General features: G+C 50.7%; 23 protein-coding genes and 2 pseudogenes. 15 read left to right on the forward strand and 10 right to left on the reverse strand.

Features of this window, described 5'->3' with window-relative positions; genetic code table 11:
* Window positions 1–126: 126 nt before the first annotated feature.
* Complete coding sequence (locus L9W92_RS15640; protein ID WP_240084679.1) at window positions 127–519, reverse strand: hypothetical protein; 393 nt, start codon at window positions 517–519, stop codon at window positions 127–129.
* Between the two features lie 241 nt (window positions 520–760).
* Between L9W92_RS15640 and L9W92_RS15645 the strand changes: the two genes are divergently transcribed.
* The 8 genes from L9W92_RS15645 to L9W92_RS15680 all read left to right on the forward strand — a co-directional run bounded on the left by L9W92_RS15645 (window position 761) and on the right by L9W92_RS15680 (window position 8,085).
* A complete protein-coding gene (locus tag L9W92_RS15645; protein WP_240084680.1) occupies window positions 761–1,051 on the forward strand; it encodes a type II toxin-antitoxin system Phd/YefM family antitoxin in 291 nt (96 codons plus the stop codon).
* Entirely contained in the window at window positions 1,044–1,232 is a 189-nt protein-coding gene (locus L9W92_RS15650) for a hypothetical protein (RefSeq protein WP_240084681.1), read from the forward strand. Before L9W92_RS15645 ends, L9W92_RS15650 begins: the two co-directional genes overlap by 8 nt.
* Window positions 1,233–1,444: 212 nt before the next feature.
* Window positions 1,445–2,035: an RNA polymerase sigma factor gene (locus L9W92_RS15655; RefSeq protein ID WP_240084682.1), complete on the forward strand. Its 591-nt coding sequence runs from the start codon at window positions 1,445–1,447 to the stop codon at window positions 2,033–2,035.
* The gene (locus L9W92_RS15660) at window positions 1,989–3,374 is read left to right on the forward strand and encodes a beta-propeller domain-containing protein (protein ID WP_240084683.1); all 1,386 of its coding nucleotides are present in this window, start codon (window positions 1,989–1,991) and stop codon (window positions 3,372–3,374) included. Before L9W92_RS15655 ends, L9W92_RS15660 begins: the two co-directional genes overlap by 47 nt.
* Window positions 3,371–5,704 (forward strand): DUF8725 domain-containing protein, encoded by a 2,334-nt coding sequence (locus L9W92_RS15665; RefSeq protein WP_240084684.1) that lies wholly within the window; start codon window positions 3,371–3,373, stop codon window positions 5,702–5,704. Before L9W92_RS15660 ends, L9W92_RS15665 begins: the two co-directional genes overlap by 4 nt.
* Complete coding sequence (locus L9W92_RS15670; RefSeq protein ID WP_240084685.1) at window positions 5,691–6,632, forward strand: ABC transporter ATP-binding protein; 942 nt, start codon at window positions 5,691–5,693, stop codon at window positions 6,630–6,632. Before L9W92_RS15665 ends, L9W92_RS15670 begins: the two co-directional genes overlap by 14 nt.
* Window positions 6,619–7,470, forward strand: coding sequence for an ABC transporter permease (locus L9W92_RS15675; protein WP_240084686.1), 852 nt, complete (start codon window positions 6,619–6,621; stop codon window positions 7,468–7,470). Before L9W92_RS15670 ends, L9W92_RS15675 begins: the two co-directional genes overlap by 14 nt.
* Before the next feature lie 363 nt (window positions 7,471–7,833).
* A complete protein-coding gene (locus L9W92_RS15680; RefSeq protein WP_240084687.1) occupies window positions 7,834–8,085 on the forward strand; it encodes a transporter suffix domain-containing protein in 252 nt (83 codons plus the stop codon).
* A gap of 95 nt (window positions 8,086–8,180) precedes the next feature.
* On the opposite strand, the gene L9W92_RS15685 is transcribed toward L9W92_RS15680, so the two are convergent.
* Window positions 8,181–8,615 (reverse strand): hypothetical protein, encoded by a 435-nt coding sequence (locus L9W92_RS15685; protein ID WP_240084688.1) that lies wholly within the window; start codon window positions 8,613–8,615, stop codon window positions 8,181–8,183.
* A gap of 119 nt (window positions 8,616–8,734) precedes the next feature.
* On the opposite strand from L9W92_RS15685, the gene L9W92_RS15690 reads away from it, so the two are divergent.
* Entirely contained in the window at window positions 8,735–9,415 is a 681-nt protein-coding gene (locus tag L9W92_RS15690) for a class I SAM-dependent methyltransferase (protein ID WP_240084689.1), read from the forward strand.
* 45 nt (window positions 9,416–9,460) lie between these two features.
* On the opposite strand, the gene L9W92_RS15695 is transcribed toward L9W92_RS15690, so the two are convergent.
* From L9W92_RS15695 to L9W92_RS15725, 8 genes and pseudogenes are all read right to left on the reverse strand, one after another.
* The gene (locus L9W92_RS15695; protein WP_240084690.1) at window positions 9,461–9,751 is read right to left on the reverse strand and encodes a hypothetical protein; all 291 of its coding nucleotides are present in this window, start codon (window positions 9,749–9,751) and stop codon (window positions 9,461–9,463) included.
* A 38-nt stretch (window positions 9,752–9,789) separates the two neighbouring features.
* Window positions 9,790–10,908, reverse strand: coding sequence for a GerAB/ArcD/ProY family transporter (locus tag L9W92_RS15700; protein WP_240084691.1), 1,119 nt, complete (start codon window positions 10,906–10,908; stop codon window positions 9,790–9,792).
* A gap of 42 nt (window positions 10,909–10,950) precedes the next feature.
* Window positions 10,951–12,141: pseudogene (locus tag L9W92_RS15705) on the reverse strand (Ger(x)C family spore germination protein).
* 57 nt (window positions 12,142–12,198) lie between these two features.
* Window positions 12,199–13,842: a spore germination protein gene (locus L9W92_RS15710; RefSeq protein ID WP_240084706.1), complete on the reverse strand. Its 1,644-nt coding sequence runs from the start codon at window positions 13,840–13,842 to the stop codon at window positions 12,199–12,201.
* Window positions 13,843–14,045: 203 nt separating this feature from the next.
* A complete protein-coding gene (locus tag L9W92_RS19015) occupies window positions 14,046–14,168 on the reverse strand; it encodes a hypothetical protein (RefSeq protein WP_282442388.1) in 123 nt (40 codons plus the stop codon).
* 31 nt (window positions 14,169–14,199) lie between these two features.
* Window positions 14,200–14,490, reverse strand: a complete 291-nt coding sequence (locus L9W92_RS15715; protein WP_240084692.1) for an ABC-2 transporter permease — start codon at window positions 14,488–14,490, stop codon at window positions 14,200–14,202.
* Window positions 14,483–15,352 (reverse strand): annotated as a pseudogene (locus L9W92_RS15720) (ABC transporter ATP-binding protein). The gene L9W92_RS15715 and the pseudogene L9W92_RS15720 overlap by 8 nt, the downstream one beginning before the upstream one ends.
* A gap of 5 nt (window positions 15,353–15,357) precedes the next feature.
* Entirely contained in the window at window positions 15,358–15,732 is a 375-nt protein-coding gene (locus L9W92_RS15725) for a GntR family transcriptional regulator (protein WP_240084693.1), read from the reverse strand.
* Between the two features lie 185 nt (window positions 15,733–15,917).
* Here L9W92_RS15725 and L9W92_RS15730 point away from each other — a divergent pair, with 185 nt between their 5' ends.
* From L9W92_RS15730 to floA, 6 genes are all read left to right on the forward strand, one after another.
* Window positions 15,918–16,394 carry a Fur family transcriptional regulator gene (locus L9W92_RS15730; protein ID WP_240084694.1) on the forward strand — a complete coding sequence of 159 codons (477 nt, stop codon included), beginning with the start codon at window positions 15,918–15,920 and terminating at the stop codon, window positions 16,392–16,394.
* Window positions 16,370–17,284: a metal ABC transporter substrate-binding protein gene (locus L9W92_RS15735; RefSeq protein WP_240084695.1), complete on the forward strand. Its 915-nt coding sequence runs from the start codon at window positions 16,370–16,372 to the stop codon at window positions 17,282–17,284. The genes L9W92_RS15730 and L9W92_RS15735 overlap by 25 nt, the downstream gene beginning before the upstream one ends.
* Before the next feature lies 1 nt (window position 17,285).
* Window positions 17,286–18,104: a metal ABC transporter ATP-binding protein gene (locus L9W92_RS15740; RefSeq protein WP_240084696.1), complete on the forward strand. Its 819-nt coding sequence runs from the start codon at window positions 17,286–17,288 to the stop codon at window positions 18,102–18,104.
* Complete coding sequence (locus L9W92_RS15745; RefSeq protein WP_240084697.1) at window positions 18,101–18,943, forward strand: metal ABC transporter permease; 843 nt, start codon at window positions 18,101–18,103, stop codon at window positions 18,941–18,943. The genes L9W92_RS15740 and L9W92_RS15745 overlap by 4 nt, the downstream gene beginning before the upstream one ends.
* Before the next feature lie 227 nt (window positions 18,944–19,170).
* A complete protein-coding gene (locus L9W92_RS15750; protein ID WP_240084698.1) occupies window positions 19,171–19,662 on the forward strand; it encodes an NfeD family protein in 492 nt (163 codons plus the stop codon).
* Between the two features lie 39 nt (window positions 19,663–19,701).
* Entirely contained in the window at window positions 19,702–20,706 is a 1,005-nt protein-coding gene (gene floA / locus L9W92_RS15755; protein WP_240084699.1) for a flotillin-like protein FloA, read from the forward strand.
* Window position 20,707 lies beyond the last annotated feature (1 nt).

Below are 20,707 nucleotides of genomic sequence, written 5' to 3' on the forward strand. Positions count from 1 at the left end.
CGCTTCATATAGAGGCGCCTCCTCAATCTGGTTTTGTGCCTTTCTTGTCGGGATCAGCACATTACCATTGTATTGATGGGCGTCTCTTTTTTCAAAGGCCGTTTTCAATAATTACAGGAATGCTCCTTATTTATTTTTAAAGCTGTTCATATAATGGAGCAGAGCCGATGATACTGCCTGCTTTAAAGTCGTATTATGCTCTTTAGTAAACATTTTAAACTCTTTGAAAACCTTTTGGCTTATATGGATCGTTTGAGGTTTTATATCGTCAAAAACATTGTTATTAATACTATTAATGCTATTGATACTATTATAACTAATGCCTTCTTCTTCAACTACTGTCATTAATTTGTCTTTTATCTGAAGCAGTTCTTTTAGTTCCATTATTTCACGCACAGAAAAAAGAGCAGTGTTATACTCATTACAATCAGTTGCCTCATGTTCTTTTTCAGTACGGGCTGCTAAATTTTTGCCAGTGCTATATTCTTTATCTGTAAAATAATTTTGCTCTCTTTGCACAAGTTTACCTCCGGTAGTAATAGTATTACTATTACTCATATTATTTATAATAATGTATTGGTTGGATATAGTCAATACTTTTGGGATATTTGATTATATTTGTCAGGTATAAAAATTCCTTTACTGGCAGTTCTTTAACTCAATGGCAACCTCACTGTATGATTAGAATATGATAACCTTAGTATTTTTCATAACAATTATGCTATAATATGACAGAATAGTGGCTGAAGAGGTGGAAAATGTGAGCCGGCAAGATAATATCACAGCAAATATTAAGCCTTCTATTGCAATCCGGCACGACTATAATTCATTTTCTAAAATATGCCATGAGACACAGTCCCCTGTTATTGTGATTAAGAACGGCGAAGCTGATCTGGTGGTAATGAGTTGCGAAGCCTATCAGAAGATGATGGCGCGCCAACGATTGGGGCGGATGTTGTCGGAGGTTGACTGCGAAATTGCCGCAGGCACGCCTATGCGGGATTTCGAGGAAACGTTTGCAGCTATAAAAAAGAGTATAGACAATGCGTAAGAGAATCGAACTATCCGAGGCTGCCTATTACGACATCGACAGCATTTTTGTCTACATCTCCCGGCACAGCAAGCAAGCAGCCAAGTCTCTTTTAAAGCTAGGCGTTGTTAAGGCTCAGAGACCAAGTGTTACCTGGTTGTTGAGCCTTTTCTACACGCAAAACTACCGGTTGCTGCCTTAAAAAATCCCCTTGCCTTTGCTAATTTTAGAAACCATCCGCAAGTTTTCTAAGTCTAAATAGTAGGACCAGAAAATAGCATGGGAGTTATTTTGCCTATTTAACGTTACATTTTGGATGCCGGCCCGTCTATACGGTAGACAGGCCGGTCGGAGAAATGACCTGAGATAGTATAGTTTAAGCAGCACGGAGGGTTTGCGGGGGAGTGTTGTTGCATGGTAACAAAAATTGGGCTGGAGCGTGTGCGTGTGCCGGGAGGGTCCTTTGAGGAACTCTACGACCAGCATTTTGACGCGGTAAACCGGTATTTGCGGTACCGGATCAGCAGTTCCTGGGATGCCGACGACCTTACCGCCGCGGTTTTTTTAAAGGCGTTGGAAAATTTCCATAAGTACCGGGGGGATGCTCCTTTCGCGGTATGGCTTTTCCGGATAGCCCATAACGCTTATGTCGATTACCTGCGGGGGCGCCGGGAAAGGCCTTGCGCGGAGGGTGACATGGTGTTTTCCGGTTCCACGCAGACCAGCCCTGAGGATGAACTGCTGCAGGACGAAGAAGTAAGGCTGCTGCGGGACATGCTGGGGCGGCTTCCTTCGGAACAGCGGGATGTGGTTTCTCTGCGGTATGCCGGAGAATTAAAGTTTGGCCAAATAGCGCAGGTATTGGGAAAGACGGAAACAGCCGTGCGCATGATGCACTACCGTGCGCTGAAGGCACTGCGCAATAAATATTTCAGCAACGTAGAGGGGGGTGAAAGGATTGAGCGGGAAAATCACTCCATTGGACGCGCAATACAACAAAGATAAAAACCGGGTTCAGCCGGACATTGCGTCCGGCGGGAACTCTCTGGACGAACTTTTGAGCCATATGCGGCGGGTGCGGGAGGCTGTTCCGGTTAACGAGCGTCTGCGAGAAGAACTGCGGGCGCGTTTGGCCGGGATGCGGATGGAAGGCGGCACGGACCGGCAGCGGCCTGTTACGGTGTTATTCCCCGCGGGCGGCCGGAGCAGGCGGCCGGTTTTCTTCTGGCTGATCCCGGCGGTGCTGCTGCTTGCGGCAGTGTCCTGGATATGGTGGTCGCTGATAGCGCCGAAGTCTTTGGAGGCCGGGCGGTTTAAAGAAATAAGCCGTTTTTGGCTGGAAGAAAGCCCGCTGGATTTTACCTGCGGAACGCTGGGGCAAGGTTTTATCGCCGTCAGGGGTGGAACTCTGCAGCTGCTGGACCAATACGGCAATCAAACCGGCACGGTTGAGCCTCCCACAGGTCAGTCCTATGATTCACCCACTTTCTCCCGGACAGGTGACAAGCTGGCGCTGGTACGGCGTTACGATACAGGCGGCGAGGAAATGATCATGGCGCTTATGCCCCCGGGTCCTTTGGGCACCGGCGCCGCGCAGCAGGTGGAAGCAGCTTTGACGAAAGCTGAGGTATTGCTGGCGGCCGGGCAGGGGAAAGAATTTTCCGGACTGGCCTGGTCGCCTGACGGGCAAACCCTGGCCTATGTCCAGGGCGAATCCGGAGGACGGAATGAGGTATACTTGCTGACAAAGGGCAAGGAACCGGTATCCTTGGGCCCGGGAAATCATCCCGCATGGTCTCCGGACGGTTCCCGGCTGGTAGTGGAGCGGGCCGGAGAAAACGGGCAGCCGGAGCTCTGGCTGACTGGTCCCGGTGACAGTGGCACGGTCTTTCTTACGGAAGGGGAACGGCCGGCGTGGGGAGCGCGGGGATACCTTGCTTACATCAGGTCTACAACCACCGAACGGGTGCTCACCTACAGCCCGGACGGCGATCCCCTGTTCACAGTACGGCAGGAGCAAGGGGAAATCAGAACAATCAACCTGGGCCGCAAAGGCGATATCGCTTTTAAACAGCCCGGCCGGCATGCCTGGTCCGGCGACCGGCTGCTATTGGCTACGGACTCCAGAAATGGAGCGGATGAGTTGAACTGGCTGCGCAATTTGGCGGCTGAGGGTGTGCGGGAGCCCCGGACACTGCTGCTGGATAAGGTAAATAATTACCAGAAAATTGGTTTCAGCCAGTCAGGCAAAACCTTGCTGGTGGCCCGCCGGGAAGGCGGGACGGTGGCGCTGGCGCAAGTAGATTTACAGGAAAGATTGACCAGGGGGGGTGAATGGTTATGAAGAAGAACTTTCTGCCGTACGGTAGCTTTTTAATTTGCGCTGTCCTGGCTATGGCACTGGTGTGCGCGGCTTTGCCGTCTTGCGCCGCGGCGGCGGTGGGAATGAAGGTGCGGCCCGGCCTGGGCGGTTTGTATAAAACCGAGCAGCCCCTGGAGTTGACGGTCACTGTGGAAAACTCGGGGCCGGGGTTTGCCGGCCTGCTCAGGGTAAGAAACTACGATGAGCAAACAGATAGAAGTATGCCGGACATGTTCCGGTTCATCGTTGATGTTAACGTCCCGGCGGATGCTTCAGCGCAATACCGTGTGGTGATACCGGGCGAACTGGCCGCGGCGATGCCGGTTGTTGAGCTTGTCTCCGGCGATCTGGTGCTGGCCAAGTCGCGGGTGGAAGGCGCGGCGGTAAGCGGCGGCCGTGTCGCTCTGGCCTTGAGTGAGGAGATCATGGGGAGCGGCCTGCAGGCATGGTTGTCCAACAGTCAGGGCGCTCAGGTGAATTTGAAGTATTTGTCCCCCGGCGAGTTGCCTGCGGACAGTCTTTTATTGAACGCCGCGGACATCGTTATGGTTGATGCTTCCAGCGTGGCGGCTTTGACCGACGGCCAGATCCGGGCGCTGAAAGATTGGATATACACCGGCGGCACGCTGGCGCTGTTTGGCGGCGCCGGGGCCGGCGCGGGCGGGGGGTTCGCGGAAATCAGTCCGGTTTTGGTCACCGGGCGGGAGACGGTCGGCGGCAAAATGGCCGGCCTGCGTGCAGGCGGGCCGTTGGAAGTGGCTTCCGGCAAATTGGTGGCCGGAAACGCCCTGGCTATGGATGACGGCGTCCCGGTGCTGGCCGGGCGCGAGCTGGGACGGGGGCAGGTGTTTTACTGCGGAGCCGCCTCGCGGGATCTCGGCGGCGAGGCCCGGGGGGTCTGGTCGGCCCTGTTTGGCACAGCTTCAAGCAAGGAAAATGCCGCCAGTCAAACCAAACGGTCTTCCATGCCGTACTTGAACGGTCAAGACAACCTGACCGAGGCCAGTGCGTATATTCCCGGGCTGGCAGGCCCGCCGCTCCCGGCGCTGGCGTTGCTGTGGCTGGTTTACGCGGCGGCTGTGGGACCGCTGCTGTACTTCCTCCTGCGCCGCGCGGACCGGAGGGATTGGGCCTGGGCGCTGGTGCCCGCGGCGGCGCTGGTTGTCGCCGGTGGTGTCTACCTGCTGGCGCCGGGCAACCGGCTGCAGAATTACCTGTCCCAGACACTTGCCACAGTGGAAATATTCACGCCGGAGCTGGCCGAGGTCCGGGCGGGAGCCTCTGTGGTGGCTTCCAGGGGCGGCGATTTTGTGCTCAACGTCGCGGACAATATGTATGCCTTGCCGGCAGGCAACTACGGCAGCCCGTCCGGCGTGCCCGCCCTGATCCGTCAAGGTGAGCGGAAGAGCAGCATTGACGTTAACGGAGTCAAATATGGCACTTTAACAAGGGTATCCGCTTACGGGCTGCAACGGGGGTTGGGCAGTATTGAAGGCAGCATTTACCTCAGCGGGAGTACCGTAAAAGGTGATTTGGTCAATGGAACCGGCCTGGACTTGCGGGACAGTGCGTTGCTTTTAGGCGGACGGGTGGTGAAAATCGGCGCGTTCCCCGCCGGGGGGACGGCGCACATTGAAGAAACGCTGGAGAGGTGGAATGGCATATCCGGCAGCCCGCAAACGCTTTTGTTCGGCATGAGCGGCGAAGGCCGGGCGACGGACCCGTTTTTCCGCGAGCGCCGGATGATCTCCGGAGATAACAGCCGGGAATACGGCAAACCGGCCGGCATTCAATTCTTGGGGTGGCATGACGGGCCGCCCGGAGTTTTTGAGGTAGCCGGCAATCCGGGCCTGAAAGAGGACCACGGGCTGGTCTTGGTAAAACAGGTGATTAACATGGAGCTAAAAGGCGAGTTCCGCCTGCCCGCCGGTTCCATAGTACCCTACTCCGCGGGCAGTAACGGCAGGATAGAATACGGCGCCGAAGGAAAAATGACGATGATTGGCAAATCTGCCGAGCTGATTTATGATCTCAGGGACGCGACGATCGGGCTCGGCTGCCGGATTGACGCCCTGGATTTTCAGTCTGTCCAGGGGCAGGTGCCCTACTCGGTGGAAATATACAACCGGCAGCAGGACAAGTGGGAGCCGCTTCCCGGCGAGGGGAGAAGGATTGCTGCCGATGAATTATCGCGGTACCTGGACGGCTATCAGGTAAAGGTAAAGTTTACACGGGTAGGCGAGATATACGAGCCTTATCCGGCATGGCCGGGGCTGGCGGTGGAAGGGGTGTGTCCTGATGATCGAGTTTAACGGGGTCAGCAAAAATTTCGGAGCCACCAGGGCGCTGGAGCAATTCAGCTTAACAGTTCGCCAAGGCCTGGTTTACGGGCTGATCGGGCCCAACGGCGCCGGCAAGACCACGGCCATGAGCATCCTGGCCACCCTGCAGCTGCCCGGCGCGGGCACTGTCACGGTAGACGGCCGGGATGTGGTCAGGGAAGCGGGGGAAGTGCGGGGCAGGATCGGGTATATGCCGGACTTCTTCGGCGTGTACGACGACCTGCGGGCCGCCGAATACCTGGAGTTCTTCGCCGCCGCCTACCACATCCCCGCCGGGCAGCGGTCCCACCTGGCGGCGGGGCTGCTGGAGCTGGTCGACCTGCCGGATAAGGCCGGCGTATACGTGGATTCCCTGTCCAGGGGGATGAAGCAGCGGCTGGCGCTGGCGCGCTGCCTGGTGCACGACCCCAAGGTGCTCATTTTGGATGAGCCGGCTTCCGGACTTGATCCCAGGGCCCGGGCGGAAATGAAAGAAATTATCAGGCATTTAAAGCAGATGGATAAAACGGTGTTGATCAGTTCGCACATTTTGCCGGAACTGGCGGAGATCTGTGACGAGGTGGCCATTATGGACAAAGGAAAGCTGGTTGCCTGCGGCACAGTGGCGGAAATAACCGCCGTCTCCCGCGGCGCCAGGCAGATGAGAATAGAGGTCCTGGACAGGGCGGAGGAACTGGCCGCCTACCTGGCTACCCGCCCCGGTATCAGCGATTCTCATGCGGACGGGCCGTCGGTGCAGTTCATTTTCAGCGGGGAGCAGGCGGAGCAGGCCGGGCTGCTGCAGGCAATAATCACCGCCGGCTGGCCGGTGGCTGAGTTCGGCGAGGTTAAGCGCAACTTGGAAGAGGCCTTTATGGCCGTAACAGGGGAGGAGGCGGCAAACGATGGCGGAAATTAATCCGGTTTTGCTGAAAGAACTGCGCCAGCGGTTTCGCAATAAAAAAGCATCATGGCTGCTGGCGCTTTACCTGGTGGTTATCGGCGCCTTTGTCCTGGGCTTTACTTATTTAAATTGGCGTAACGCGCCGGGGTTTTATCAACCTTCCCGCAGCCAGGAAATCTTTATTTTACTGAGCGTTGCCCAACTGTTCCTGCTTGCTTTCGTCACACCGGGGCTGACCGCCGGCGCGATCAGCGGGGAGCGGGAGCGGCAGACGCTGAATGTGCTGCTGACCACCCGGCTGACCACCTGGCAAATCATCTGGAGCAAGCTGGTTTCCTCAAACGCTTTCGTGGTGCTGCTGGTGGCGGCCACCCTGCCTCTTTACAGCATTGTTTTTCTGTACGGCGGCATCTCGCCGGGCCAGGTGGCGGGAGTGTTTGGTTTTTACCTGGTGACCATGTTTCTGTTCGGCTGCATCGGCGTGGCCTGCTCAGCCTTTTTCAGGAAAACGGGAGTCAGCACCGTCACAGCCTACGGGCTGACCTTCGCCTTGTCCGCAGGCACTGCGCTGCTCTCGGTATTCCTGATTGAACTGGACCGCTCCTACCGGGCGGGGGCATCGGCGGCATCCAGCCTTCCCCTGCCCCCGGACTTCATTACCGGGGTGGCGCAGTTTTTGCAAGAAACCAACCCTATTTTTGTGTTGATGGAGATACTGGGGACAAATAGTATATTAAATGACTTTAACTTCGGCCTGCCTTACTGGGGCGTATACACCGTTTTATACCTGGCTGCCGGCGCCTTGTTATTATTTTGGAGCGCCCGCCTGCTGTTTCCCAGGAAGAATAATTAAAGCAAATGACAACCATCAGCCAGAACATTGTGGCTCTATCCAAAAGAAAGAGAACTGCTAAAATGAACTTAAAAAATGAAAGCCACATGAAAACCTCATAAGTTGTGGCTTTTTTTATCGTCCTTAAATAACAATGCTTGCGGAAGGAAATTTGGTGTGAAAGGTAGAAGTAAGCAAGCCAGTCATCCCTTATCATTAAAGGGTAAGTGCCATGTCGTTGCCCAATATAGTTACAGTCGATGAAACTAATATCGATGCCGCAATCATAGAATAATATCCGCAACGCTTTGCCTCACAAACTTTTTAACATACACTCAGCCAGAGTGGAAAATGTGATTTCCTTTAATCCGGAGGTAGCCGCTGATGACAGAGAAAAAGCCATGGTTAAAGAAAGCCGGCATTGCCCTGGTTATTCTTTCTTGTGCTTTCTACGGTGCTTTATTGCTCGTACCCTTTACTCCTTATACAATCGGCGTAAAAGTAATAATATCTTCAGTGCTTGTTTTTTTAGGTGAAGCGTCATTTTGGATTGGTGGTTTTATACTTGGCAGAGAAATAGTCATGAAATATAGAAAATACTTGAACCCATTACAATGGTTTAAAAAAACCAAGTAAATGCCGGGCACTCTTGTCCGTATTCAGTCGGTTTACGGATTATCGATTTATCTGGAGATTATGCTTATGCCAAATTTGACGAAGAAACCGGTCCATTATTCTTCTTCTCTTGCCAGGTGAATGGACCAGGAAGATATTTTGCCGGCTGCATTGTATAATACGCCTTTGCCGATATACTCAGATGCACATATTTGGGTCAAAAATTCGGAGCCGAATAGATCTCCCTTTTCAGTGCTGAACAAGGAAATAATTGAATCGTCAATGACCACGAATCTTCCTAACAATGTTCCCAACTCCGGGTTTAAGGCTTTCCATGCAGTAAAGTCTTTGACGAAGGGGACGATTTCATAGTCGTTTCTCAATTCTACCGGGTTTTCTCCTGAAAGAGTCAGACAGCTAATATTTAACCATAAATCCTTAAGGTGGGTTATTTGGGACTGCCCTTCAACATTTAACGGATTACCGTTTTCATCATAATAGATCCCTTTTGCGATCCATATGCCTTCTGAAAATAAATAAGTATGTTTCATAAAAGCCCTCCGGGAATTTAAACTATCGACAAACATAATTGTGAACGAACGCTAAACACTTTTTAACATGAAATTAGTCAAAAAGCAAGATGAACGGTGAAACGGGGAGGGGATTTTGCATGAGTAGTGAAATTCAAAAAAAGTTCGACCATATTTCTATGGACTATGACCGTCAAAGGAAACAGTTGATTCCTTGTTTCAATGATTTTTACGGTGTTGCCGTATCATTGCTCGAACCGGTGTGCGAGAAGCCGATTGTTTTAGACATCGGTGCCGGAACCGGACTTTTCTCTTCATTCCTCTTGGGCAAAATCCCTGAGGCAAGGTTAACCTTAGTCGATATTTCAGAAAAGATGCTTCAGGCTGCTAAGGAAAGATTTAAAGATGTTAGTGACGTAGAGTATATAGTGGGCGATTATACTAATTGCGTTCCATTCCGGGAATATGACATTATCATTTCGGCTTTATCCATCCATCATCTTAGCGACGAGCAAAAACTCAAGCTATACAAGCAGTGTTACCTGATGCTCAAGCCAAACGGGATATTCATAAACGCCGATCAAGTGCTGGGAAATACGCCATATACTGATTCCGTCTTCAAGAAACATTGGAAATCAAGTGTTGAAAGCAGCGGGCTCTCAAAAGAAGAGATAGCATCCGGCTACGAGAGAATCAAGCTGGATAAGGAAGCAACTCTTCCCCGACAGCTAAGCTGGCTGGCAGAGGCCGGTTTTTCGGATGTTGACTGTGTTTATAAGTATTATCATTTCGCAGTTATGTTCGGAAGAAAGCCGGCCTGATATAATTGCACGTATGTGGCAGACAGATAACAGTATAGGCACACTTTATGGTTTTTTCAGCAATTCGGCCAGGGGTTTAAACAGCGTCTCGATCGGCGCGTTGGGCTCAAATGGCCGTATTCCGTATACTTGCGGGATAGTAAGAGCCATGCCGATAATCAGGAAGACCGAAAAAGCCGCCAATTCACGCCACATCTTTTTCTTTACCAGGCCAGGTGCCTCAAGCCAAATAATAAACGCAAAAGCCAGCAGTACCAATGCTATCATAAAACTTGCCAACTCCCTTTTTAGAGTAAGTGCGAGCATGTCTTTCAACCAGATCGGCAGCTTGCTCAATTAATTCTGCCTCCTTCAAGCAGCGCAGCCTGCCGCCTTCAATGTCGGGTTTTTCTTGGTCCTCTGAGCATGGCAGCAATCAGAAGCAGGAGGGGGATGCACGCCTGAAATACTATCCAAAAAGGGAGCGCGGACGTAGCCAAGAAAGTATATAAACCAAGAATACTTTCATGGGCCATGATGGACAGAGCCAAAATGATTACCCCTACCGGCAAAACCAGAGGTTTGTAATCCTTCAGTTCCAGCCACTGGGCGCTGCCCAGCACCGCTGCCCAGTAAAAAATGCTGATTTTTACCATGCCCCCGGCCACCCATACGAACATAATAAGGGCTTCCAGCCGTTCGAGGAAATTGGCTATATTGACTATCCTGACTTTGTTCAAGCTTGGAAAAATCCACCCGTCCGCGGCTTCGGGACCATACAATGCCATGCTGTTGACATATGAAAAGATTAAAATGCTTCCGGTAATTAAAGTGGCTGACGCAGCCACCCGGTAAGCTTCTTTTGCTTTGTTCAGATAGGGGATCAGCACGGCCATGACGACGATCTCACCAAACCAGACAGAAGGCATAATTGCGCCCTTTATAATGGGCACAGCTCCATTGTCGATATAAACCGGCAGTAATCTTTTTAAGTTCAATTCGGGTACAAGAAGAATATTTACAATAAAAACCATCGCCAAGATGATCGGTAAGAGAATCTCATTTACCCGGGTAAAAACCTCCAGGCCGTTGCGCACGGCATAGGCAGCTATCACCGTAACAAGTATTTCAAAAACAATAATCGGTGTTTCCGGCATAAAGGCGGAAACCATAAAAGAACCAAACTGCCGGAGAATTTCGGCATTCATATGGATTAACCACCAGATATACAAAAAGGCGACAACCTTGCCCGGCCACCTGCCCAGGATTACCTCTGCAAACTGAAAGATGGTCTGGCCCGGAAAACGCAGGCTTAGATTAACCACCAGCCAGGCGATCAGCAGCGCGGCAAAAACGGCCAGCAGAAGTGAGATCCAGCCGTCCTGTTTGGCTAGATGGGCAATTGCTGCGGCCATGAAAAGAAAGGCCGTGGGCAGGACCATGCTCACCATTAAGAAAATGGCCTGTCTGCTGCTGATTTTGCCTCCTTCAAGCATGGCCGCTCGCACCTCCACACCTTCATTACTATTCCCGGACGCGCCGGAGTTTTGTTTAAGCTATTCTTTCTCGCTTGTTCTTTTAGTCTCTAAGCCGCTGCGTCTCAAATGCGCCTCCACCGTGATGTTAACCCCGGAGCCGGCGAATACCTCATCCCAACTGTCTTTCAGCTTAGGCCACACTTTGGGGTACTTCCGGTGGAAACTTTCCCCGAAATTTAAGATGTCTACCCTGTATTCCCCCTGTGCCTTCTCCAGAGCAAGCCTGACCTTATCTTCCACTTCCCCGGCCATTTCTTCCTCTATGGCCTTACGGACCTGCCGTTCCGTTATCTCCTCGCCGGACTGCTGCTCCTATAAATCACCTTCAATAACTATTTTCACATCAAACCATACCGACTCCCCTTCATATTGCGGTTGTACTTCCGTAGCGCCGCGGATTATATTTATAGACATTTCTTTACCCGGTTCGGTCAGGGATGAGACACTGATAACTCCTTTCAAGGTCTCACCCCTGAGCCAGAGCAGACCCCGGGTTTCCGATTCGTCCAGAAAACCTGCCAGCGTTTCGTCATGAAACACAGCTGTACCGGTAAGGGCGGCTCCCTTCTGCATTACACTTTTGGCCCGGGCCAGTCCCCCAGAGTTAATGCTATAGTCAATAAGGTCAATCCGGGAGGCAATGGGGTTGGTTCCCTGGTTGGCCAGCATAATGGTAAAATCCTTCAAATTTACGGAATAGCCCGTTCGGGACCTGGCCAAGTTAGCGATGTCCTGCGCTGAAGTGTTTTCCATTTCTGAACAGGTTTCCAGGATATCTTTAGCTTCCCCGTTAGCCACCATGATCCACATAGTTTCACGGGAATACGGCGAGCGGAGGAAGAAGTCTATATACCGGCGTATTCCGTGGCGGGCCGCTTCTTCCCCGAAAACCAGAATAGCGCTATGTGCCCAGTAAATACTGCGGGAGATCCGGGTGGCTAATCTTTTTTGGGCATCAAGGACGGTTTTGCCCGTCCCGGAAACCACCCAGGCAGACGGTTCTATCCCCCTGGCCCCGCCTCCCCATCCGCCGGTAATAGTGCTGGGTTTGGCCAGCTGCAGAGTCAACATGACTTGACCATCGGGAGTGCGGTCAATGCCCGCTCCCAAAACAATGGCCAGTTCGCTGAGTTCTCTGCGGCTCCAACAGCCGCTTAAAATACCGGCCATAAAAATGAGCAACAGTAAACAGCTTAGCGGTTTCTTCATTGTCTCACTCCTCCTGTTCCCTGAGCATAGCGACGGCCGATAAAAGGAGGGTTAAGGTTACCTTTTTCCCCGAGTTGGAGGAGGAGCAGGTTTAAGCCCCCTTGCCACCCGCTGCGGATTCGCCATGCCGACCAGCCTGGGGCGGCGCAGCATGGTCCACCAGGGCATTCGTACGGCCACATCTTTCAGGCCGTCTGTATTTAGCGGCGCCAACGGAGACAGGTAGGGAACACCAAAAGAACGCAGGGTGGCCAGGTGCACCAGAATGGCCAGCACCCCGCAGATCACTCCGTACAGCCCCAGGGTGCCTGCCAGCACCATGATGGGAAATCTTAAAAGGCGTATGGAAGTACTGGCGTAATAACAGAAAGTAAAGGAGGCAATACCTGTCAGGGCTACCAGTATTACCGTTCCCGCGGCGACAAGCCCCGCTTGCACTGCGGCCTGCCCAATGACCAGCGCTCCCACGATACTGACCGCCTGGCCAACTTGCCGCGGCAGGCGGATACCGGCTTCCCTCAGGATTTCAAAAACAAACTCCATCATAAATGTCTCGACAAAGGCCGGGAAAGGCACTGTTTCCCGCTGAGCCGCCAGACTTAACAGCAATGCCGTGGGCAGCATCTCGTGGTGGAAGGTGATAATGGCAATATATAGTGAAGGGGCCAAAAGGGAAATGATCATAGAAAACCAACGGAGCAGCCTCATCACCGAGCTGAACATCGGCCGCTCGTAGTAGTCCTCGGGAGATTGGATAGCTTCCACAAACAAAAGCGGTACAGTCAGCACATAGGGAGTGCCGTCCACCAGGATGGCCACCCGCCCTTCCAGCAGCTGTGCCGCCACTTTGTCCGGCCGTTCGGTGTGGAGGACGGTGCAAAAAGGGCTCAGGGGGTTGTCCTCGACCAGCTCTTCAATGTACCCGGTTTCCAATATGGAATCAATATTGATCCTGTTTAACCGCTCCTTGACCTCGGTAACCACTTGCTCATTTACAATGCCTTTGATATAAACTATCGCTATGTCGGTTTTAGTGATCTGCCCCAGCTTCATGGCTTCGATTTTCAGGTTGGGGTTCTTAATCTTGCGGCGTATCAAGGATGTGTTCACCCGCAAGGTTTCGACAAAGGCCTCACGGGGACCCCTTACTACCAATTCCGTCTGGGATTCTTCTATACTCCTGCTTTCCCAACCTTTAGCGTCGTTGATGACGGCGCACGCGCACCCGTCTACCAGTAAAACGGCATCCCCTGCCAGCACAGCGTCAATGACCTGATCTAGATTGTTTGTTTCCTCAATCTGTTGTATGGGGAGAAGCCTCTTTTTGATTATTGCAAACACCCGGGTCCTGGTGAATTCCTCACCCTGTTCCACCAACGGGGCATCAAGCATTAGACTATGCATAATCTGATCGCTGACCCGGGTTTTATCGACCATGCCGTCTAAATAAACAAGGGCCAGCTTGATCCGCTCGTCCTGGGCAAAGTCAAACTCGCGGTAGATCACATCGCTGCATTCACTCAATATTGCTCTTATCTGCCGCAGGTTGGTTTGCAGATCAGAACTCAAATCTTGATTTCGCGGCTCCTGGTTTGCGGTCAGGTTTTCTTTTTTTTGATTTTTGGAGCCATTATCTTGCTGCCCGGAATCTGATTTTCTGCGCCCGGACATACCGCGCCTGATGAATTTGATGAATCTCATCAAAGGAAAAAACCCCTTCAAAATTATAAAATTTACCCTGATGTTGAAGATTGCATATTATTATTGCCCTTAAATGGAATTATATTTAATTAAGATAAGAGTCTTATTAATAAAAGGCCCAAGAAGTTGTGAAATACTTCCTGGGCCTTAAATCCAACCTTATTATCGAACAGACTCCGATGCCGTTTGTCCCCATTTGCCGTCTATAAATCTTTCTTCGCATAGATTTTCAGGGTGCATGTAAAGGAAACAGCCAGAACAATAAAAGTGAGAATGACTGCCGCCAAGTATACCTGCGATACGTTTTCGCTGAAATATTGGATCAAGTTTATTACCACCGGCTGTTCCCGGTTCTCCTTAAAATAATCTAAAACCGTACTTGGAATAAAACATAGACAGGTATTTGGAAGCTACTATTTCGCTGCGCCTAACGGGCAGGCTGTTCAATATGACCATGGTATTGTTTTTAAAATCAGCCTGCAGGGCGGTCAGGATGAGTATATACGATATTCCCATTGCCCCCATGCTGTAGATACATTGCGAAAAAGGAGGTTTTGAAAAAGCAAAAAAGATAAAAACGCCATATAACAAGGCAAATATTATAGTCCTTTTTTGTATCAGAATATCTTTCAGTATTAAATTAAGCATCCTCCCGGTTCCTCCTTGTCGTGTAAAGCATGATGTCATCAAGATCCGCTTTTTCAAGCAAAATCCTGTCACCTAATTGTGATTTAAGCCTGGCGGCATCGTTGCTGAGAGCCTGAAAGCCGAACTCGTTTTCCCTTAAGCCGATGAGAAGCTTGCGGCTCTCTTCTGTCAGAAGGTCCTTGCTGCCTTTAACAATAACGTATTTGCCCAGTATCTCATCCTTTACACCGCTGAAAACGATTTTGCCCTTGTCAATAAAGCAAACATAGTCGGCGATTTTATCCAGGTCCGTGGTTATATGCGTGGAAAAGAGCACTCCCTTGCTTTCGTCCTGGAGCAAATCCCGCAATATTTCCAAAAACTCATCTCTGAAAACAGGATCGAGGCCGGATGTTGGCTCATCCAGAATGATCAGGCCGGCGTGGTGGGACAGGGCGACGGCCAGGGAAAATTTCATTTTCATTCCCCTGGACAACTCTTTTATTTTTTTCTTGGCAGGCAGGTTGAACCTTTCCATGTATTGCTGAAAAATCCGCTCATCCCAGTCCTGGTAGAAAGGAGCGATGATCCGCTTCATCCCCGTTACGCTGAGTTCCTCGTAATAATAACACTCTTCTTAAACAAAGCCGATTTTTTGTTTTATTTCCCTGTCATAGTGTTGATGGTCCCGCCCGAATATCCTGATTTCACCCCCGTCCTTTTTGACAAGATCCATGATTAGCTTGATGGTGGTTGTCTTTCCCGCTCCGTTTGCTCCGATAAAGCCCATAATATATCCGTAAGGGATGGAGAAGGAAACATTATCCAAAAGAAAGCCTTTGAATTTTTTGGACAGGTTGTTCACTTTCAGTATGTTTTCCATTGCTGTTAAGCTTCCATAAAGAGCAAATCCAGCATCTCATGCAATTCAGCCAGATTAATGCCCAGCAGTTTGCAGTCATCCACAACTTCAGCCAATTTTTCCTCTATTATCCTCATTCTTTTCTCCTTAAGCAGTTCGGCGCTTTGTTCAGAGACATAGGAACCTTTTCCGGGAACAGTTTCGATGAAGCCGTCCCGCTCCAACTCTTCATATGCTCTTTTGCTGGTAATCACACTAATCTGCAGTTCCCGGGCAAGCGTTCTGATGGACGGGAGCAGCTCGCCGGGCTGTAATTCTCCAATTATAACGCTGTTTTTAATCTGCCTGTAGATCTGCTCGTAAATGGGTTCCGGAGAAGAGTTGGAAATAATTATGTTCAATTATTTCTGACCTCCATGTTATTAAAATATATAATGTATATATTGTATATACACATTATATATTGTGCTTTGTTATTTGTCAATTAGGAATTAAAATGAAGTCGCATCTTGACAATTTTTATTTGTCAGGGTATAAGTAATATTGAGTTGCAAATAAGAATATATATTATTTAGGAGGCAGTCCGGTGAAGGAAGACTATGTGATCGAGCAGTTTCGTAAAAACGGCTATAAGATTACACCGCAGAGGCAGGAAATTTTGAAGGCTTTCATGGGGAATAACGATAATCATCCGCTTAGCGCCGAAGAAATTCACCGGAAGGTGGTGGAAAGCTATCCCAATGTCGGCATTGACACAGTCTACCGTAATCTAATTGTTTTTTTGGACTTGGGGATTATCAACAAGTTAAACTTTCGCGAAGGTAAAAGCAGGTACGAATTAAATTCGGGAAAACATCACCATCATCTTGTTTGTTTAAACTGCGGCATGACGGAAGTGATTGACTATTGCCCGTTTAAGACACTGGACCGGGAGAAGATTGAAGAAGAGAAAAAGTTTGAAATTAAGAAGCACAGTTTTGAGCTGTTCGGCTACTGTGAATTGTGCAGAGAAAAAAAAGAAAAGGAAGGTTCCAAAAAATGCGTAAGCCTGCAATCCTGTTAATAACCGCTGTTTTATTGGTCACTGGATCTGTCTTTTTGTCCGCATGCCAGGGACAAACTCAAACGGCACCGGATAAATCAGCAACGGACAAAACGTTGACCATTGTTACCTCGTTTTACCCCATGTATATCGCGGCTATTAATGTCGCCAAAGACGTACCCGGCGTAAAGGTGGTCAATATGACCCCGCCTGTGACGGGCTGCCTGCATGATTATCAGCTCAAACCTGACGACTTGAAAACTCTGAGTGAAGCTCAGATATTTGTTGTAAACGGCGCGGGAATGGAGTCGTTTATGGACAAGGTGGTTAGTCAACTGCCTGATTTGAAAATTGTCGATGCGAGCAAAGGCATACCGCTCATTAAAGGTGATGGAGAGGAGGGCGACAACCCTCATTTATGGGTGAGTATTTCGAATGCCATACAGCAGGTTAACAATATAGGATTGCAACTGGCCGCGCTTGACCCGGAACATGCCGCGCAATACAGCGCCAACACCACTGCTTACGCGGATCAGCTTGAGGCGCTCCGCGTCAAGATGCATCAGACACTTGACGGTGCCCAGAAGCGGGACATTATCACGTTTCACGAAGCTTTTCCCTACTTTGCCCGGGAGTTTAACCTCAACATCGCCGCTGTGATCGAAAGAGAACCCGGTTCTGAACCGAGTGCCGCCGAGTTGGCCGACACCATTGAGATCATTGAAAAATCGCAAATCAAGGCGCTCTTCGCCGAACCTCAGTATTCGGCGACGGCCGCGGAGACCATCGCCCGCGAAACGGGTGCGCAGATATATATCCTGGATCCGGCTGTGACAGGCGACATGGAGCCGGATGCGTATCTGAAAATAATGGAGACAAATATGAAAACCTTGGAAGAGGCGTTAAACTAAGATGTCTAAGGTTAGTATTATTCAAAAAACACACAGAGAATCTTGCGGGTTGTGCCATACAAAGTTGAAAAACTTTGGGGTCACTATCGGTAGAACTGAAATATTGCGTGATATTGATCTTCATATTCAATGCGGCGAACTGACAGCCCTGGTCGGTCCGAACGGAGCAGGCAAGACGACGTTGTTAAAAGCGATTCTGGGGGAAATTCGCCATACCGGAGAATTGTCTTTCCTTGATGCCGGGGATTGCCGGAGGAATCCTGTTGTGGGTTACGTTCCCCAGCGGCTTGACTTCGATCCCGGTTCACCGGTCAGCGTGTTGGATTTGTTCTCAGCCTGCTTGTCATCCTGGCCGGTTTGCCTGGTCCATTCCCGCCGTCGTCGGGAACGTGTCTCCGCCGGCTTGGCCAGCGTTCAGGCAGAGCACCTGCTGGACCGGCGACTGGGTGATTTGTCAGGAGGGGAACTGCAAAGAGTGCTCCTGGCCATGGCTCTCGAGCCCAATCCCGACCTGCTCCTGCTGGATGAACCGGTGTCAGGCATCGACGTGCAGGGCAAAGAAATATTTTATGATTTGGTTTCAAACCTGCGTAAACAATATGACCTTTCCATCATACTGGTTTCTCACGATTGGTCTTTGGTGTCCAATCACGCGGACCGCATCGTCCTATTGGACCGGACGGTGCAGCGCTGCGGTACGCCGCAAGAAGTTTTCTCCGATGAAAGAATACTGAGGACTTATGGACCGGCCATTAGTAAAGATACTGAACAGACCTTTTTAAAGCCACGACTTATTCATAACGGAGGTGTGCGTGCATGATGGAAACATGGTACGCTTTAGTCAATCATTTACTGCCGTTTGCCTGGACCCAGCACACCTTTATGAAGAACGCGCTTCTGGCAGTGCTTCTGGTCAGTCCGTTATTCGCCATCATGGGTACGATGGTTGTTAATAATAAAATGGCCTTCTTTTCCGATACAATTGGGCACTCTGCCCTTACCGGCATTGCTATCGGAGTGCTTCTGGGCTTCCAGGACCCGCTGTGGATTATGGTGATATTCTCTGTCCTCCTGGCTTTGGCAATCTCTGTCTTAAAGACTTTGACAAACGCCTCCACCGATACGACTATCGGAGCCGTTTCCGCTACCATGGTGGCGCTTGGCATTGTCATTCTCTCACGGGGCGGCGGTTTTAACAAGTTTTCCCGGTTTCTGGTCGGCGATTTATTGAGTATTAATCCTGACGAAGTGCTATTGCTGGCTTTTACCCTTGCAGGCGTTGTCATCCTGTGGGGAGTGATGTTCAACAAGTTTTTGCTGGTGAGCGTAAATCCGTCCTTGGCACATAGCAGAGGTATCCCGGTTCGCCTCATTGACACCTTGTTTTGTATAACAACAGCGGTCATTGTAACAATTTCCATTCAGTGGGTGGGTATCCTGATCATCAATTCACTCTTGATTTTACCGGCCGCGGCCGCGCGCAACATATCGCGCAGCATGCGGCAGTACCACGTGGCTTCCTTGCTGATAACCTTTACCTCCGGGATAGCGGGACTGCTCATGTCGTATTATTGGTCAACAGCCACCGGGGCGACCATAGTTTTGTTCGCGGCGCTGTTTTACCTGGGAACGCTTCTGGTGAAACCCCGGTTCGCTTAAGAGAGTAAAGAGAACAAACATTGAGAGCGGGGTCTGTATTTTTTGAATACAGCCTTTTTGATTTTATTGTACAGTAAAAGGTTATACTGGGAATCTTTGATTAGGTGGGACGGCCCGGCTTGACAAGAAGTATATTTATGATAGGCTTGTTGTAGGAAAGTTTATACCGTAAGTAAGGAATAATATCGACAGGATAAGTTTTTCAGTATGGAGGCGACGGAAGTATTATGTCCCCTGCTTTAGTCAACTGGCTTGCCTTTCTTGCATTTTTGCTGGGGTTGATCGCATTTTTGCTGGAAATATTCGTTTTTCCCGGTTTCGGCGTGGCCGGCATTGCAGGTGTTATCCTGGTGGGGTGGGGGATATTTCTGATCGCGGTGGATGTCACCCAGGCAACGGCGGCGCTTGTTCTGGCCGTTGTCGCCACTATAGTGATTTTAATCGTGGGCTTGCGGCTGATGTCCCGCTATAACATGTGGTACAGGCTGACTTTACAGAACAAACAGCAAAATGATGAAGGCTATGTCGCCCCCGCGCCGGAGTTGAGCCTCTATGCCGGGAAGGAAGGTGTCGCGCTGACTCCTCTTAGACCGGCAGGTTCGGCGGAGCTTGACGGCCGCCGTTTGGATGTGGTGACTGAGGGGGAATTTATCCCCAAAGGCAGGCCCGTTAAAGTAATCAAAGTTGAAGGCACGCGTGTTGTGGTGAAGGAGATTTGAATATCTGAGCAGGGCAAATTAATAGAAGGAGCGGTGAAAATGGGTTCTGGAGCTATTGCGTCGTTATTGTTGTTTTTTTTGATCTTGATCGGTGTGGTTGTAATTTTTAGCTTTATTCCCGTGGGACTGTGGATTTCAGCCCTGGCAGCCGGGGTTAGAGTCGGTATAGTTACCTTGATTGGCATGCGCTTGCGCAGGGTGCCCCCGGCCAGGATTGTCAACCCGCTGATTAAGGCCGACAAAGCCGGTCTGAACATTACCGTGAACCAGCTTGAAGCGCATTACCTGGCCGGAGGTAATGTGGACAGGGTGGTGAACGCTTTAATCGCCGCGGAGCGGGCGGCCATACCGCTGCCTTTCGAGCGGGCCGCGGCTATCGATCTGGCCGGCCGGGAAGTATTTCAAGCCGTGCAGATGAGCGTAAATCCCAAGGTGTTGGAGACACCCCTGGTGTCGGCGGTGGCTAAAGACGGCATCGAGGTCAAGGTTATCGCCAGGGTAACTGTACGGGCCAACATTGACCGCCTGGTTGGCGGCGCCGGTGAGGAAACCATTCTCGCCAGGGTTGGCGAGGGAGTAGTCACAACCGTCGGCAGCGCGGACAGTCACAAGCACGTCCTGGAAAACCCCGATATGATTTCCCAGACTGTTTTGAGCAAGGGGCTCGACGCCGGTACGGCTTTTGAAATATTGTCGATTGATATCGCGGACGTTGATGTCGGGCGCAATATCGGGGCGCAGCTTCAGACCGACCAGGCTGAGGCGGACAAGCGGATTGCCCAGGCCAAGGCGGAGGAGCGCAGGGCCATGGCGGTGGCCAGGGAACAAGAGATGAAGGCTTCCGTTCAGGAAATGCACGCCAAGGTGGTTGAAGCAGAGGCCCAGGTGCCCCTGGCGATGTCCGACGCCCTGCGGGAAGGTAAAATCGGAGTGATGGATTATTACAACCTGCAAAACATCCTGGCAGACACCCAGATGCGTGACGCTCTGTCGAAGATGGGCAAGGGCAGTGAAGCCAACGGACCGATATTGCCTGCCAAGTAAA

Origin of the sequence: Pelotomaculum terephthalicicum JT, assembly GCF_022410535.1 — a bacterium.
GTDB classification, from domain to species: Bacteria; Bacillota; Desulfotomaculia; order Desulfotomaculales; family Pelotomaculaceae; genus Pelotomaculum_D; species Pelotomaculum_D terephthalicicum.

Coding starts and splice junctions, on each gene's coding strand:
- L9W92_RS15650 (WP_240084681.1), top strand. CDS start 1,044: ATGCGTAAGAGAATCGAACTATCCGAGGCTGCCTATTACGACATCGAC.
- L9W92_RS15655 (WP_240084682.1), top strand. CDS start 1,445: ATGGTAACAAAAATTGGGCTGGAGCGTGTGCGTGTGCCGGGAGGGTCC.
- L9W92_RS15665 (WP_240084684.1), top strand. CDS start 3,371: ATGAAGAAGAACTTTCTGCCGTACGGTAGCTTTTTAATTTGCGCTGTC.
- L9W92_RS15670 (WP_240084685.1), top strand. CDS start 5,691: ATGATCGAGTTTAACGGGGTCAGCAAAAATTTCGGAGCCACCAGGGCG.
- L9W92_RS15675 (WP_240084686.1), top strand. CDS start 6,619: ATGGCGGAAATTAATCCGGTTTTGCTGAAAGAACTGCGCCAGCGGTTT.
- L9W92_RS15680 (WP_240084687.1), top strand. CDS start 7,834: ATGACAGAGAAAAAGCCATGGTTAAAGAAAGCCGGCATTGCCCTGGTT.
- L9W92_RS15685 (WP_240084688.1), bottom strand. CDS start 8,615: ATGAAACATACTTATTTATTTTCAGAAGGCATATGGATCGCAAAAGGG.
- L9W92_RS15690 (WP_240084689.1), top strand. CDS start 8,735: ATGAGTAGTGAAATTCAAAAAAAGTTCGACCATATTTCTATGGACTAT.
- L9W92_RS15710 (WP_240084706.1), bottom strand. CDS start 13,842: ATGAGATTCATCAAATTCATCAGGCGCGGTATGTCCGGGCGCAGAAAA.
- L9W92_RS15715 (WP_240084692.1), bottom strand. CDS start 14,490: ATGCTTAATTTAATACTGAAAGATATTCTGATACAAAAAAGGACTATA.
- L9W92_RS15735 (WP_240084695.1), top strand. CDS start 16,370: ATGCGTAAGCCTGCAATCCTGTTAATAACCGCTGTTTTATTGGTCACT.
- L9W92_RS15740 (WP_240084696.1), top strand. CDS start 17,286: ATGTCTAAGGTTAGTATTATTCAAAAAACACACAGAGAATCTTGCGGG.
- L9W92_RS15745 (WP_240084697.1), top strand. CDS start 18,101: ATGATGGAAACATGGTACGCTTTAGTCAATCATTTACTGCCGTTTGCC.
- L9W92_RS15750 (WP_240084698.1), top strand. CDS start 19,171: ATGTCCCCTGCTTTAGTCAACTGGCTTGCCTTTCTTGCATTTTTGCTG.
- floA (WP_240084699.1), top strand. CDS start 19,702: ATGGGTTCTGGAGCTATTGCGTCGTTATTGTTGTTTTTTTTGATCTTG.